The organism is Psychrobacter halodurans (genome assembly GCF_017498075.1).
Classification (GTDB): Bacteria; Pseudomonadota; Gammaproteobacteria; order Pseudomonadales; family Moraxellaceae; genus Psychrobacter; species Psychrobacter celer.
The window spans coordinates 85,033-100,424 of record NZ_JAGBKN010000006.1 but is presented as its reverse complement, the minus strand read 5'-3'; the positions used below and the strand labels follow the sequence as shown (position 1 = coordinate 100,424).

The following is a 15,392-nucleotide window of genomic DNA, read 5'->3' as shown; positions in this document are numbered from 1 at the left end:
TTTATATGAAATTCTCTAAAATCGCTACGATAGGTACATTGGCCGTTTCAATCGCTGGTCTTAGTGCCTGTAATAACATGATGCCGACCAAAAGCGCGCAAATGAAAGCGCCGATGCACAGCCAATCTATGACAAAGATGAACGTCGTGCAAATCGCACAAAGCAATTCTGATTTTTCGTTATTGGTAGAAGCGGTCGTAGCAGCAGATTTGGCCGGTGCTTTATCTAATCCCAATGCTCACTATACGGTATTTGCGCCAACCAACGCCGCCTTTATGCAAGCATTAAAAGAAACTGGCATGACAAAAGAGCAGCTATTTGCCAACAAGCCATTATTGACCAAAATCTTAGGCTATCACGTAATCAATGGCAATATGGCCATGTACGCCAAAGATGTCAAACCAGGCAATGTCACGACCGTGAGTAAAGATACGCTGATGGTGACGCCAAAAGGGCAGCTGATGGATGAAATGGGTCGTACCACCAATATCATCAAAACCGATATTGCGGCGAGCAATGGGGTGATACATGTGGTGGATCGTGTGTTGATGCCCAAATAACCATAAACATTGATAGCCGTCACGACCATGTGCGCTGTGCTTATACGCGACAAACGCTATCAGCGCAGTGATGGTCTGGACTCTCGCGTCCCGCTCAATCCTATTATTCAGCTTATATTTATCCAGCTTTTATTGAGACTGCTTTTAATAAAACTGCTATTTATAAAGCTGCTATTAATCAAACAACCAAAATTCTATCCGTTAAATAAAGGAAGCATCATGTTAAAAAGGAATCTATTATCTATCGCTGTCGTTACCGCCGCAGTATCACTGGCTGCTTGTAATGATACTGAAACTGTGACCGAGCCGGTGGTCGAGCCTGACACCACCACAGAAACAACAGAAACCATGAGTGAGCCTGTAGAGATGACAGAGCCAATGGCTGATACTGAGCCGATGGCCGAGACGGACACTATGGGTGAGACTGCCGCGACGCAAACCATCGGAGAAATGGCTGCCAGCAATGAAAACTTAACAGTCTTGACCGCAGCGCTGCAAGCGGCTGGGCTCGACTCCATGCTAATGGCTGAGGATAAGTACACCGTATTTGCACCGACAGATGAGGCGTTTGGAGCGTTGCTGACCAAGCTAGGCATCACAAAAGAAGAGCTACTGGCGGATCAAGAAACACTCAAAAGTGTACTGCCATACCATGTGGTTCCAACGGTCGTAAAAGCCGCTGATATCCCGTATGGTACAGACATTGAAACCGCCAATGGTGCGACGATTTCTATCAGTGATGCCAATGTTATCACTGATGAAAATGGCAATACGGCCAATATCGTCGGCACGGATATGATGGCGACTAATGGGGTCGTACATGTGATTGATACCGTTTTATTGCCCAAATAATCACAGCGTTATGTCATTTTTAAGTGTATTAACGGCGGCTTTTTAAGTAGCTGTCAGCTCTTTTAGCCTAGAGCGTTTTTATGGGTAAGTATTAAAGATAATGCAGCCAAATAACATCTAAAAAAACCCGAGACACTGGTCTCGGGTTTTTTTATTGTTAAGACTCAATACAATCGAACGATTATTTAGGCTCTTTATGTAATGGGTCTGCATTAACTCTTTGTTGCTCTTTTAGATGACGCTCCTCCCAATAGGTGGCGTTTTTGATACCAAATTTCTTAGGATCAAAGGTAAACCTATTAGAAGTAGTACCGCCGCCTGCTTTGAGCTGGGCTTCATAGTCTCGCAAAATATCGATAGCAGGACGTGCCACAAAGAAGATAACGATGATACCAACGATGTTGAGCCATGCCATAAGACCAACGCCAACATCGCCGAGACCCCAGATGTAGCCTGAGCTGTTGAGCGCGCCGTAAGCTACCATAAACATGATAACGAGCTTCACGATAAACTGACCTGTCTTACTCGCGCCTTTACCCATTGAGCGGGTCAGGTATGAGATATTGACTTCCGCGATATAGTAGTACGCCAAGATAGTGGTGAAGGCAAAAAAGAATACCGCGACAGCAATAAAGGTGTCACCAAAGTTGCCGTAGACAGACTCCATCGCCATTTGGGTGAATGATGGAGAGTTGATCTCAACATCAGCGGCGACGTTTTGGACGATAAACTGCCCTTCAGCCAGCTCGCCTTGGATGTTGTACATGCCAGTTGATAAGATCATAAAAGCAGTGGCAGAACAAACAAGCAAGGTATCTACATAGACTGAAAATGCTTGTACCAAACCTTGCTGAGCTGGGTGATCGACCGCAGCGGCAGAGGCGGCGTGAGGACCTGTACCTTGACCTGCTTCGTTTGAGTAAATACCACGTTTTACGCCCCAACCAATGGCAGCACCAAAGCCTGCTTGAGCAGTAAAGGCATCCCCAATGATTGCGCCAAATACTTGCGGGATCATGCTGAAATTGGTAAACATGATAAGTAGAGCTAGGATAATGTAGCCTAGCGCCATAAATGGTACCGCATACTCAGTAAAGGTTGCGATACGCTTGATACCACCAAAGATGATAAAGCCTAAAACCACCAAAATGATAGCAAGAGCGATCAGACGTGTGGTACCCGTCTCTATGCCAGCTAGGGTCATCGCCGAGCCTTCACCTGCGACCTGCGCGACAGCGTTGATGACGCCGTTTGCCTGTACGCCAGGTAAGAACACACCACAAGCGACGATAGAGGCTATGGCGAATAAGATACCATACCATTTTTGGCCAAGGGCACGCTCGAAGTAATATGCAGGGCCACCGCGATATTCGCCAGTAACGACGTCGCGCTCTTTATAGATTTGACCCAAAGTCGATTCGACATACGCGGTAGATGCGCCCAAGAACGCCACGATCCACATCCAAAATACTGCACCTGGGCCACCAAAGCCGATCGCGGCTGCAACCCCAGCGATGTTACCCATACCGACGCGGCCTGCGAGCGAGACGGCAAGCGCCTGAAATGATGAGATACCATCATTGTCTGGCTTGCCTTTAAACAACAGTCGGAGCATCTCCCCAAATAGACGAACTTGCACAAAGCGCGTCATAATGGAATAAAATAGACCTGCGCCCAAGCATAAATAGACCAGCGCTGGGCTCCAAATAATTCCATTTGCTAAACTGACTAAACCTTCCATATTATGTATTCCTAGTACTGTCTCAAAGTGGCGCTGTATGCTAGGCGTAAACTAACTGGTTAACTTACTTATTCAAGTTAAGCAGTTAAATTATCAGCATCGACTTACCTGTGCTAGCGCAGTCTCATACGTTGTGTCACCACTAAGAATGGACTGTAGTTGTCTGTATTTGTCCGTAGGGCTGATCAGCAAAGCATTCTACTGCTCGCCGCTATCTGTATCATATCAGTCACGGCTACGATTTATTGCTGTCTGAGCATGAGGCACGGCATAAATGGCCAAGGGCTCAGATACGTTATAAGTAGACCCACAAACAAAACAGGCGGTTATATAATTAAATAGCCATCAAACTGATAGCAGGGCTTGCTATGAGCAGCACGGTGCGATGACAGGGTATTGGATCAATAACAAACAAATCTGTTTAGTAAGTATTACGCAGTTTGTCAACGTTTTCATCAAGCTATCGATGGGCTGCTAATACTAATCAAACCATATGTCCACTACCAAATGTATTCAAACCGTACGGCTACGTAACTGCAATTTGCCATATTTTTCTATTAATTACTAGAATTTTCTTTATATATAAGCGTATATATTCATATTTAAGAAAGCTACTTTTTCTAGGGTGGCAAGGGAATAGACCTATGTTTGTGTTTATCCTAGCAGAAGCTTTTTGTTAAAAAACGATACAGGCGTCTGCTTACCGGCGGCATCGCGGTTGTGTTTTGGTAACGATGAATTGTAAAAGCAGTACGATAGCGCCATTATTACTACCATATCTTATAGGCTATAATGATAAAAATCGACGCGGAATAGACGTAAACAGCTAGCGCAAAAAATGAAATTAGGAGAGAAATGATGACACGTAAATCTATGGTAAAACCCATGCTGATAGCAGCGGTACTTGCGACGTCTAGTGCCGGACTCAGCGGCTGCGGCTATAATAATTTGCAAGCGCAAGATGAGCAGGTGACCGCATCGTGGTCAGAGGTGGTCAACCAGTATCAGCGCCGCGCAGATTTGGTGCCAAACTTGGTCAAGGTAGTACAGCAGTATGCTGAGCAAGAGCAAGAGGTGTTTACTCAAGTGGCCGAAGCGCGTGCGCGTGCTGGCAGCATTACCGTCACGCCAGAGGTGCTAAACGACCCAGAAGCGATGGAGCGTTACGCCGCCGCTCAAGAGCAGATGACAGGGGCGCTGTCGCGTTTGATGGCAGTGTCTGAGCGCTATCCTGAGCTCAAGTCAGATGCGTTGTTTCAAGATTTACAAGCGCAGCTAGAAGGCACAGAAAACCGTATCGCCGTCGCGCGCAACCGTTATATCCAAGAAGTGCAGGGCTATAACACCACCGTGCGTCAGTTCCCGACCAATATCACTGCCAAAGTATTTGGAATGGATACTAAGCCAAACTTTAGCGTGACCGACGAAGAGGCAATTTCGACTGCGCCAAGCGTCGATTTTGGTGACTCGGCGAACACGAGCGCTGAGTAGCTTCTAAGTCGCCATAAAATAAAGCGGTGTTGGCCGCTTTATTTGTTTTAGGGGTTGTGGCACTGATGTTTATGATCCAGGCTTTTATGAGCCTAAATTTTAGTGTTTTATAATTTTATAATAAGTACAGCGGTCACTTAAGGTGGTATAGATTAGATGAATCATTCAAAAGCAATCTTATCAGTATTACTATTTACACTGAGTCTGGGTGGTGCACCGATGCTGCACGCCGCGCCCAACGACGCTGCTGATAATGCGGTCGCTGTAGATAATGGCTCAAACGTGCAGAGCCGCAGTGTCGAAGAATTGGTGGCAATTGCCAAAGCAGGCGAATCCAATGAAGCCATTAATGAGGCAGTATTGGGGAGTGAGGCGATCAACGAAACCATTCTTAGCAATGACAATCAAGATAGCAATGACGCCATCAATTCTAATGTAGCGCAAACGACTGCTGCGCCGATACAATCAAGCGCCAAAAGCGTCGATGCTGACAAACTGATCCTAAATTCGCCTGTGGTGGATCAAGCCAATATCTTAAATCCGCAAGAAAAACAGCGCTTAGAGGCGCAGCTTAAGAGCATCTATCAGCAAGGTCTAGCGCAGGCGGCGGTTGTGATTGTACCGACGACCAACGGGCTGCCGATATTTGACTATGCGTTACAAGTGGCAGAAAAATGGCAGCTGGGTGACCAAGATATCGATGATGGTCTGCTGATGGTTGTCGCGGTCAATGACCGTAATATGTATGTTTTGACCGGTTATGGGCTTGAGGGCGTGTTGCCTGATGCTGCGGTCAATCGCATCATTCGAGAAGACATCACCCCTTTGTTTAAACAAAACAATTATGGCGCTGGTATATTGGCAGGGGTAGACGCGCTAAAGACACGCCTGAGCGCTGATCCTGAGGTGCTGGCGCGTGCCGATGCCCAAGCGGCAGAGCGTAGTGCGCAGCAGGGAGGTGACGAGGTACCATCGCCGATCTTTTTGTTTATCATGGCGATGATTTTCGGTGGTTTTATCACCAACATATTTGGCCGTGTGTTTGGCTCTATCCTGACAGCTGGCGGCTTTTTTGCAGGCTCACTGGCGCTGGGTGGCGGATTTTTTATGACCGTCATTATGGCGATATTTTTGTGGATGTTCCTTATCTCACGTGGCTCAGGCGGCGGTGGTGGCCGCGGCGGCGGCGGTGGCATGGTTTTCTTACCGGGCATGGGCGGCGGTAGTGGCGGCAGCTTCGGTGGTGGTGGTTTTGGTGGCGGCGGCTTCGGCGGCGGCGGTGGTGGCTTTGGCGGCGGTGGTGCCGGTGGCTCTTGGTAGCCTTATACAATGAAAAAACAATCGTGAGCAACGACGTATTTGAGGAAGTAATATAATGGCAGAAAACAATACTGCACATCCCAGCTTTGCCCGCTGGTGGCGCCAAGTCTTGTTTGTGCCTTTGATGCACAGCAAATGGCTGACAGTGGCTGCCAAAGCGCGCTTGACAGCAAAAGTAACCAGCGCGGAGCGTGGTCATCGCGGCGAGGTGTTTTTGATTATCGAAAACCACCTTCCTATTCAGCAGGCTTATCATATGGGCTGCCGTGAGCGCGCCATTGATTTGTTTAGTGAGTACCGTGTTTGGGATACTGAAGAAAACACAGGCGTGCTGGTCTATGTCAATATCTGTGAGCACAGTTTAGAGATTGTGGCAGATCGCGGCATCAGCGCCCATGTCAGCCCGACAGTGTGGCGCGCCATGTGTGACAAAGCTGTCGCTGGTATTGCTAACCAAAAAACAGAAGAAAGCTTGCTTGAGCTATTAGATGAAGTGGGGCAAGTGCTGCGGCAGTATTATCATCTTGAGCATGACCCTGCAGGCAACGAGCTGTCTGATACAGTGGTGTATTTGAAGTAAGCTTGCTAGTTTTTACTTGCTGGTGTTTAAAGAAAGCCTGCTCAATGCTTTTACTAAGCATTTTTACTAAATGTTTTCACTTAGGAGCTTTCACTTAGCAGGCTTTTGTTAAATTCTTAAAGCGCTGTGCTGCTCACTTATTCACCTGTAGGGTTTTGTCTATAGGGTTTTTGAGTCAATTCAAATATAATATCGTCTGTCCTAAGACAAACCGCCCTTACTGAGATATTATGATTGAATTAATAAAAAAACTGCCAAAAGCTGAGCTACATTTGCACATCGAAGGCTCGCTCGAGCCTGAGCTGATGTTTCGATTGGCGCAAAAAAACGACATCCAAATACCTTATAAAGACATAGACGACGTCCGCCGCGCCTATAACTTTACCAACCTACAAACCTTTTTAGATATCTATTATGCTGGTGCCAACGTCCTTATCACCCAGCAGGATTTTTATGATTTGACGTGGGCCTATATCCTAAAGTGCGTCGAAGACAACGTCATTCATACCGAGATATTTTTTGACCCGCAGACCCATACCGAAAGAGGTGTTGAGTTTGCAACCGTTATTAATGGTATCAAATCAGCGCTGGCAGATGCCAAGGCTGAGTACGGTATCAGCTCTTGTATCATCATGTGTTTTTTACGGCATTTGTCGCAAGATGCAGCATTTGAAACTTTAGAGGCTGCCATGGCATTCAAAGATGATATCGTCGGAGTGGGCCTTGACTCATCCGAGCTGGGCAACCCGCCGTCTAAGTTTACAGAAGTATTTAGACAGGCCAAAGATGCTGGCTTCAAAGTGGTCGCCCATGCTGGCGAAGAGGCAGATTTTTCTTATATTTATGAGGCGTTAGACGTTTTACGCAGTGACAGGATCGATCACGGCGTGCAGGCGATACATAGCGAGGCACTGATGCAGCGCCTAAAAGAGGAGCAAATGCCGCTGACCGTTTGCCCGAATTCCAATATCGAGCTTAAGGTGTTTGAGAGCTATCAAAATCATAATATAAAAACGCTATTAGACTATGGGCTAAATGTCAGCGTTAACTCTGACGACCCTGCGTATTTTAAAGGTTATATCAATCAAAACTTTATCAATCTGGTAGAAAACTTGCCGCTGACAGAAGACGATATCGTCACTTTGGTAAAAAACTCTTTTAGAGCGTCATTCATAGACGATGATCTAAAACAAGCGTATTTGGCACGAGTGGATCTTGCGCTGCAATAAGCACGGCTCACGATGTCAAAAAAGGGGGAACGCTTTATATAACGCGCTCCCCCTTTTTATTGCGCGACTTGATAGCGACGTATCCGATTTATTTGGACTCGACCATATCATTGGCCGCACTTATAAATCAGTAATCGCTTCTATCAGCGGCGGCAGTATCACGCCTGCTTTTTCTGCAAATGTGATATCGACGATGGTGTTTGGCGTGGGATTGGGGTTTATCTCCATAACTTGCGCGCCGTTTTGTTTGGCTAACTGCGCCAATCCCGCAGCAGGATAGACGAGGCTTGAGGTACCGATACTGATAAACACCTCGCAATTAGCCGCGGCTTCCTCTGCAGTCTGCCACGCCTGCACAGGTAGCGCTTCGCCAAACCAAACAATATCTGGTCTGATATAACCACCGCAATGCGAACAGGTGAGCAAGGTGTTGTCAAAGCTCATATCGAGATGCGTATTAACGCTCATAGTGTTTTGCATAATGTCTTGATGGTCGGATGGGGCGCTTGATTGCTCCTGATAAGGCGCATTACACTGACCACAGCGGTTGCGCCACAGATGTCCATGTAGGTGAGTCACCGAGCTACCCGCTTGTTCATGCAAGTCATCGACATTTTGGGTGATGAGTGTCACTGTTTGATCGGAGGTTTGCGTATGATACTGCCACTGAGCCAATGCATGATGCGCTGGGTTTGGTGCTTTATCAGCCACCAACTGCCTGCGCCACTGATACCACGACCATACAAGCTTTGGATCACGAGTAAAGGCCTCAGGGGTTGCCAAATCCTCGACGCCGTAGTTTTCCCATAACCCTGTTTGCTTATCTCGAAATGTTGGGATGCCGCTTTCTGCAGAAATACCAGCCCCAGTCAAAATGCAAATACGTGATTTCGATTTCAACAGTTGTGCTGCACGCTCTACTTCTGCTATGAGTGCGGGTGTTAATTCTGCTAACATGAGCCAACCCTTATTAATGATGGATATGTTTTCTTATGATAGACGGAATGTGGTGGCTTGTCATACTCTTCACTGTGATTGCCGCCTTGTGGCTATTGGCAAAATCACGTGGTGCAAAGACGGACGCAGGGCGCAGTGGTAAGCAATCAAACCAGCTGCCCTCCAATGACGCGCTACAAAAAACCTCAGTGCTGTTTAAGCAGTTTTTTCCTGATTATCAAGTCACGCGTAAAGCCAAGCATTTGCTCATCCGTAAACACAATAAAAAAGTGGCAATGATTACCATTGATAAAACACTGGCAGCCGGCCAGCGCCGTTTGGGCGATATTTCTGTGATCAATTATCACCGCGTGCCCAGCCGCGCCCAGCTCGCTACTCATTTGCAAGAGGCAGAGTAGGCGGCGCTTGTATCAGTGGATAAAGAGCAAGTGGGTATTCTAAAAGAGAGTTTTTTAGAGCTGGTCATTTAACAAGTTGACCGTTTAACAGAGGCGGCTTAAATAGTCACGTGACGAATAACAAGCCAGAAGCTGCGAGTACATTTAACAACACTTGATAAAAGCTACTAGGTCATGATAAATAATATCAAAAGATTTGAAGTGTTGAGATTAAAGGACTTTAGAAGTATGAGGTAATGCTAAGGAAGGATGAAACATAGTGATTGGTGCGCTCGGCGGGAATCGAACCCACGACCCTCGGCTTCGGAAACCGATACTCTATCCAACTGAGCTACGAGCGCATAAAACAGACTTAAAAATCAAGACCGCTTAGTCTAACAAATAAAAGTCAGAAAGCCAATAAACGAAGGCAGAGATTGAGGTTTTTTAAGAAAAAACAGGATAGTCATTAAACAAGCATGGCAATCTACCCGCCTTTTCCCTTATAATGTCAGGGAGAATTCATATTTATAATCACCGATTGCAAGTGTGCTGGCACGCGGGATGGCTATTTGCTATTGATGACGAGAGGTCGTCAAAGGAGGACAGACAGAATGTCCGAGCCGTGCCAGCCTTTGTATACGTAATAAGAGAACGTGACGAATGAGAAAAGTAGTTATGTTATCGGCAGCTGCCATTCTAGGAATCGCTAGTATCGCGGTGAGCCAAGCTGAAAGTGTTGTAGACACGCCTGTGACTGTCTCTGATGTAGCAGAAGCGCAGGAAGTGGTGGAAAACGCACCTGAGCAGTTGGGCGATGACCCACAAGCTGCTGCAGATACCACTGATGGCGACGCTGCGACTGACGCTGCGGCCTCAGAAGATGGTCAAGCAGATGACGCAGTAGAAACTGCCGCTGCCGCACCTGCCGCCGAAGAAGAGATTCCACAAGATACGCCGCAAGTGCAAAAGCTGATCGCGCTATATCCAAACTTGATTGCTCGTATTCAGCCAGTTGCCAAAGTCTGCTTCGAAGACGACGAAGTGTGTGACGTGACCGCGCGCGCTGCTGGCCCAGCCGCTGGCGATGGCCCTCGCGACGGCAAAGCTGTGTATAATGCGGTATGTCAGACATGTCACGGTGCAGGCCTACTTGGCTCACCTGTGTTAGGCGATGCTGGCGCATGGGGTCCACGTATCTCAAAAGGTAAAGACACCCTATATACCCATGCCATCAATGGCTTTAACGCTATGCCTGCCAAAGGCGGTGCGGATATCCCTGATGAAGAAGTCCAAAACGCTGTCGATTATATGGTTGAGCAAGCAAGCTAAACAGTTGCTTTTATCGGCTTGGGGTGCCTGATGTAGATTAAATAGGCATCCGTAACCTGTCACGGTCTATTGACTTGTCGTGAGCGACTTGCCGCAAATTATATGTATCTGTAAGCTATATGTATAAAGCCTATAACTCGCCTATTTCATTTTATGAGGTAGGCGTTTTTTTATGATGAGTATTATCAAACGGATGGTTCTGGTATAGCACCGTTGAAATCCGACCTTAGTAGCCTCATTTTATGAGATTACATCGTCTCATTTAGCTGTTTTTCTCTTCTCAAACGCTTTTACATCGATAATCAATAAAGAGGTATTCATGTCTGAGGTACCAGCACTTGCTATCCAGAATTTATCCAAAACCTATGGTAATGGGTTTTCGGCACTCAAAGATGTCAGTTTAACCGTCCCGCAGGGTGGTTTTTTTGCGCTGCTGGGGCCAAACGGTGCTGGTAAGTCAACGATGATTGGCATTATTAGCTCACTTTTTAAACCCACCACTGGTAGTGTCAAAATCTTTGGCACCGATTTGCTCGAAAACCCAGCGTTGGCCAAGCAGTATCTTGGCGTGGTGCCGCAAGAGTTTAACTTTAATCAATTTGAAAAAGTCCAAGACATCTTGATTACCCAAGCAGGGTATTTTGGTATCCCGGCCAAAGAAGCCCGTCCAAGAGCCAAGCGCTTGTTGACCGCGCTTGGGCTGTGGGATAAGCGCAACAGTAAATCACGCGAGCTATCTGGCGGGATGAAACGTCGTCTGATGATTGCTCGTGCTTTGATTCACAAACCAAAATTATTGATTTTGGATGAGCCGACGGCTGGGGTCGATATCGAGCTGCGCCGCTCTATGTGGGAGTTTATGCAGCAGATCAATATCGAAGAAAAAACCACCATTATCTTGACCACTCACTATCTTGAAGAAGCAGAGCAGCTGTGTAAACGCATTGCGATTTTGGACCATGGTGAGATACGCATCAATACCGAAATGAAAGATTTGCTCGCTCAATTGTCGGTGGAGACATTTGTGTTTGATCTTGAAGCCCCGTTGACCCAGCCGCTAGAGCTGGATGGGGTGACAGGGTTGTCGCAGCCTGATGAGCAGACCCTAGAGGTAACCTTGACAGAAGGCGAGTCGCTAAACGGTGTGTTTAACCAATTATCTGCTCAGGGCATTACGGTGGCCAGTATGCGCAACAAAGCCAACCGCTTAGAAGAGCTATTTATGCGCTTGGTAGAAAAAAACATTCAAAGTGCAGACAGTATGAAGGAGGCGGGATTATGAGTCAAAAGGCCGTGGATCAAGATCAGACCATCGACTATCACAAAACCATGTCGTGGAATAAAAGATGGATCTCTTTTCGTACCATCTGGCTAAAAGAGGTGCGCCGAATCCTGCGTATCTGGCCGCAGACCCTACTGCCACCTGTCATTACCATGAGCCTGTATTTTGTCATCTTTGGTAAGATGATCGGCTCACGTGTCGGTGAGATGGGCGGGGTGCCGTATATGCAATTTATCGTGCCTGGTCTAATCATGATGGCGATTATCACCAACAGTTACTCCAACGTTGTCTCAAGCTTTTTTAGCGCCAAGTTTACCGCCAGTATTGAGGAGCTTTTGGTTTCACCGGTCTCCAAGCATGCGATTTTGATGGGGTATATCAGCGGTGGTATTTTCCGCGGGCTGGCGATCGGTTTGATTGTCTCGATTGTGGCGTTGTTTTTTACCGATTTGGGTATCGAGCACTTGTTTGTTACGGTGTTTACCGTCCTTGGCACCTCGATTTTGTTTTCATTGGGCGGCTTTATCAACGCGGTATTCGCTCGCTCGTTCGATGACATCTCTATCATTCCAAGCTTTGTATTGACGCCGCTTACTTATCTTGGCGGGGTGTTTTATTCGATGGAAAACCTCTCACCGTTTTGGCAAAACGTCTCGTTATTGAACCCGATTGTCTATATGGTCAACTCCTTCCGCTACGGTATTTTGGGGTATTCTGACGTCAACGTTTGGTACTCGATGGCGGCGATTTTTGTATTCTGTGCGATATTTTATACAATCGCTTATCGTTTGTTGAGTAATGGCTCACGCGTGCGCTTGTAGTGGTCAGCGTGTGAAGCGATAGCGATGCCCAAAGCGCTGTCGGTTGAGCAGCTAGGGTTTAACGACTAAATAGTAGGAAAGTAAATGAGCATACACGGCATTTTAGGTGAGCAAACCACCGATTATCCGACGCAGTATAGTCCAGAGACGCTATATCCGATTGCGCGCAGTCTGGGTCGTGACGCGATTGATTGGCAAGACGATAAATTAGCGGTGGGGGTGGACTGGTGGCAAGCCTTTGAGATGTCTTGGTTAAATAAGCAAGGCGTCTCGCAAGTTGCCATTGCGCGCTTTGCTATTCCTGCCAGCTCGCCATTTATTGTCGAGTCAAAATCGTTGAAGCTTTACTTAAACAGCCTAAATTTTACCGAGTTTGCCAGCTGGGACGACGTGCAAGCGCTGATAGCCAAAGACTTATCAGCCTGCGTGCAAGCTCAGGTAACCGTTGAGTTGTTTCGCTTAGACGGCGCGACATCAGGGCTGCACATTGCTCAGCCTGATGGCGTCTGTATTGATGATGCCTTGGCAAATAGTAGCGAAAAGGTAACACTGTGTGCGCATCCCGATGCGTCATTGCTGCGTGATGAAGCAGAGGCGCGTGGTGAGAGTGTGATAAGTGATGGCACTCAGCCTTATCGTTTTTATTCTAATTTGCTACGTAGTAACTGTCCGGTGACCAATCAGCCGGATTGGGGTACATTAGCTGTGTCAATCACAACGGAGCAGCCCATTCATACGGCCAATATGCTGCGCTACATATTAAGCTTTCGTCAGCACAATGGTTTTCATGAGCAGTGCGTCGAGCAGATATTTGCTGACTTGAGCCAACACTATCAGCCAAGTGAACTGATGGTTCGTGCGTGGTACACCCGCCGCGGCGGTATCGATATCAATCCTTGCCGCGTCAGTGATATGAGTTTGTTGCCGACGCCGAGTCGTTTGCTGCGCCAGTAGAGCCATCGTTTAAAATAACTTGGCTGATACAAAAAAGCGCCTGTCTTATTGAATAAGATAGGCGCTTTTTATCGCATAGGTTTTACTCATAAAACTATTTACGGCATACTTTTGCTATGACTTCTTCGCGGCTGAGCATTTGTTTTTCTGATTCACGGCGATTGACGTACTCAAACTTGCCTTCGGCCAAGTTGCGGTCAGAGACCACGATGCGATGCGGGATACCAATCAGCTCAAGATCGGCAAACTTGACCCCTGGTCGCTCGTTACGGTCGTCTAGCAATACGTTGACGCCCTGCGCTTTTAGCTCTTCGTATAACGCGGTGGCCGTTTGCATGACGGTTTCTTCTTTAGATTTCATCGGAATGATAGCGACTTCAAAAGGCGCAATCGAGTCCTCAACGGTCGGCGTTTGTGGCCACATGATGCCGTTTTCGTCGTTATTTTGCTCGATGGCTGCTGCGATGATACGGCTGACGCCGATACCATAACAGCCCATCATCATAGTCACAGGCTTGCCATCCTCACCAGAGACGGTTGCGTTCATCGCTTGCGAGTATTTATCGCCCAACTGGAAGATATGACCGACTTCGATGCCGCGTTTGATTTTGAGCGTACCTTTACCATCAGGAGAAGGGTCGCCTTCTTGCACATTACGCACATCAACGATACGCGTAATGCTGGCGTCACGTGCCCAGTTCATGCCGATGGTATGTTTATTCACTTTATTCGCGCCTGTCACAAAGTCTGACAAGGTCGCCGCTGAGCGATCGACAAATACCGGCATATCCAAATCCACACCGATATAGCCTTTATGCAGGCCAGCGGCTTTTAGCTCTTCATCAGAGGCCAAGGTCAATGGCACGTTGGCTTCTTCGATTTTCTCAGCTTTGATGGTATTAAGCTGATGGTCACCGCGTAGTACCACCGCAATCAGCTGCGGCGTGCCATCTTCTTTATGACCATGGACGATCAAGGTTTTGACGGTATTGGCAAGCGGGATATCTAAGTGTTCCGCCACCATCTTACAAGTGGTCATGCCTTCGGTAAGCACGTCTTCGCGCTCTTGCTTTGGCGGTTGGCGTTCAGCCATATTAAATGAGATAGATTCGGCAAGCTCGACGTTGGCCGCATAGTCTGAGGAGTCAGAAAAAGCGATATCATCTTCACCGCTGTCAGCCAACACATGAAACTCATGCGAGGCAAAGCCGCCGATAGAGCCGGTATCCGCTTGTACTGCACGGAAATCTAAGCCTAAACGGGTGAAGATACGCGTATAAGCCTCATACATATCATGATAAGTCTTTGCGAGCGAAACTTGATCGACATGGAACGAGTAGGCGTCTTTCATGGTGAACTCACGCGCGCGCATCACGCCGAAGCGGGGACGAATCTCGTCGCGGAATTTACCTTGGATTTGAAAGAAGGTAATCGGTAGCTGCTTATAGCTGCGTAGCTCGCCTTGGGCCAGATTGGTGATGACCTCTTCGTGCGTTGGGCCTAGCACAAAATCCCGATCGTGACGGTCTTTAAAGCGCAATAGCTCAGGACCATAGTCATCAAAACGTCCGGTGGTCTGCCACAGCTCAGCGGGCTGCGTCATCGGCATCAGGACCTCTTGAGCGCCTACGTTTTGCATCTCTTCACGAACAATACGTTCGACCTTTTGCAAGACGCGTAGCCCCATGGGCAACCAGATATAAAGCCCCGAGGCGATTTTGCGAATAAGACCGGCGCGCACCATCAACTGGCTTGAGACGATGTCGGCGTCGCTTGGGGTTTCTTTTAGAGTGGCAAATAAAAATTGACTGGCTTTCATAAATAAAGCGTAACCTTATCAACGATAAAAAAATAAGAAATAGTGGGGTGTTGAGCATAGGGCTATCGTTTCATGGA

14 protein-coding genes and 1 tRNA gene are annotated in these 15,392 nt (G+C 47.4%); 11 read left to right on the top strand and 4 right to left on the bottom strand.

Annotated elements, in window-relative coordinates:
- Positions 1–5: 5 nt before the first annotated feature.
- Together J3491_RS04510 and J3491_RS04505 are read left to right on the top strand one after the other, a co-directional pair.
- A complete protein-coding gene (locus tag J3491_RS04510) occupies positions 6–560 on the top strand; it encodes a fasciclin domain-containing protein (protein ID WP_100749062.1) in 555 nt (184 codons plus the stop codon).
- Between the two features lie 219 nt (positions 561–779).
- Positions 780–1,412, top strand: coding sequence for a fasciclin domain-containing protein (locus J3491_RS04505; protein ID WP_207969331.1), 633 nt, complete (start codon positions 780–782; stop codon positions 1,410–1,412).
- A 181-nt stretch (positions 1,413–1,593) separates the two neighbouring features.
- Here J3491_RS04505 and J3491_RS04500 read toward each other — a convergent pair whose 3' ends face one another.
- Positions 1,594–3,153, bottom strand: a complete 1,560-nt coding sequence (locus J3491_RS04500) for an alanine/glycine:cation symporter family protein (protein WP_075102560.1) — start codon at positions 3,151–3,153, stop codon at positions 1,594–1,596.
- Positions 3,154–4,011: 858 nt separating this feature from the next.
- On the opposite strand from J3491_RS04500, the gene J3491_RS04495 reads away from it, so the two are divergent.
- From J3491_RS04495 to J3491_RS04480, 4 genes are all read left to right on the top strand, one after another.
- A complete protein-coding gene (locus J3491_RS04495; RefSeq protein ID WP_075102559.1) occupies positions 4,012–4,644 on the top strand; it encodes a LemA family protein in 633 nt (210 codons plus the stop codon).
- A 156-nt stretch (positions 4,645–4,800) separates the two neighbouring features.
- Positions 4,801–5,964: a TPM domain-containing protein gene (locus tag J3491_RS04490; RefSeq protein ID WP_100749063.1), complete on the top strand. Its 1,164-nt coding sequence runs from the start codon at positions 4,801–4,803 to the stop codon at positions 5,962–5,964.
- A gap of 55 nt (positions 5,965–6,019) precedes the next feature.
- The gene (locus tag J3491_RS04485) at positions 6,020–6,544 is read left to right on the top strand and encodes a TPM domain-containing protein (protein ID WP_100749064.1); all 525 of its coding nucleotides are present in this window, start codon (positions 6,020–6,022) and stop codon (positions 6,542–6,544) included.
- A gap of 230 nt (positions 6,545–6,774) precedes the next feature.
- Positions 6,775–7,773, top strand: coding sequence for an adenosine deaminase (locus J3491_RS04480; RefSeq protein ID WP_100749065.1), 999 nt, complete (start codon positions 6,775–6,777; stop codon positions 7,771–7,773).
- A 120-nt stretch (positions 7,774–7,893) separates the two neighbouring features.
- On the opposite strand, the gene J3491_RS04475 is transcribed toward J3491_RS04480, so the two are convergent.
- Positions 7,894–8,730, bottom strand: coding sequence for an SIR2 family NAD-dependent protein deacylase (locus J3491_RS04475; RefSeq protein WP_100749066.1), 837 nt, complete (start codon positions 8,728–8,730; stop codon positions 7,894–7,896).
- 35 nt (positions 8,731–8,765) lie between these two features.
- Between J3491_RS04475 and J3491_RS04470 the strand changes: the two genes are divergently transcribed.
- Positions 8,766–9,128, top strand: a complete 363-nt coding sequence (locus J3491_RS04470; RefSeq protein WP_100749067.1) for a hypothetical protein — start codon at positions 8,766–8,768, stop codon at positions 9,126–9,128.
- 264 nt (positions 9,129–9,392) lie between these two features.
- Here the strand turns inward: J3491_RS04470 and J3491_RS04465 are convergent.
- Positions 9,393–9,469 (bottom strand) — tRNA-Arg (locus J3491_RS04465).
- Between the two features lie 301 nt (positions 9,470–9,770).
- On the opposite strand from J3491_RS04465, the gene J3491_RS04460 reads away from it, so the two are divergent.
- The 4 genes from J3491_RS04460 (at position 9,771) to queF (ending at position 13,496) form a co-directional block, all read left to right on the top strand.
- On the top strand, positions 9,771–10,439 hold the full coding sequence (locus J3491_RS04460; protein WP_100749068.1) for a c-type cytochrome: 669 nt from the start codon (positions 9,771–9,773) through the stop codon (positions 10,437–10,439).
- Between the two features lie 319 nt (positions 10,440–10,758).
- The gene (locus tag J3491_RS04455) at positions 10,759–11,721 is read left to right on the top strand and encodes an ABC transporter ATP-binding protein (RefSeq protein WP_075102251.1); all 963 of its coding nucleotides are present in this window, start codon (positions 10,759–10,761) and stop codon (positions 11,719–11,721) included.
- Between the two features lie 47 nt (positions 11,722–11,768).
- Positions 11,769–12,542: an ABC transporter permease gene (locus J3491_RS04450; protein WP_075102327.1), complete on the top strand. Its 774-nt coding sequence runs from the start codon at positions 11,769–11,771 to the stop codon at positions 12,540–12,542.
- A gap of 84 nt (positions 12,543–12,626) precedes the next feature.
- Positions 12,627–13,496, top strand: a complete 870-nt coding sequence (queF, locus tag J3491_RS04445; protein ID WP_100749069.1) for an NADPH-dependent 7-cyano-7-deazaguanine reductase QueF — start codon at positions 12,627–12,629, stop codon at positions 13,494–13,496.
- A 94-nt stretch (positions 13,497–13,590) separates the two neighbouring features.
- Here queF and J3491_RS04440 read toward each other — a convergent pair whose 3' ends face one another.
- Complete coding sequence (locus J3491_RS04440; protein ID WP_207969330.1) at positions 13,591–15,315, bottom strand: proline--tRNA ligase; 1,725 nt, start codon at positions 15,313–15,315, stop codon at positions 13,591–13,593.
- Positions 15,316–15,392 lie beyond the last annotated feature (77 nt).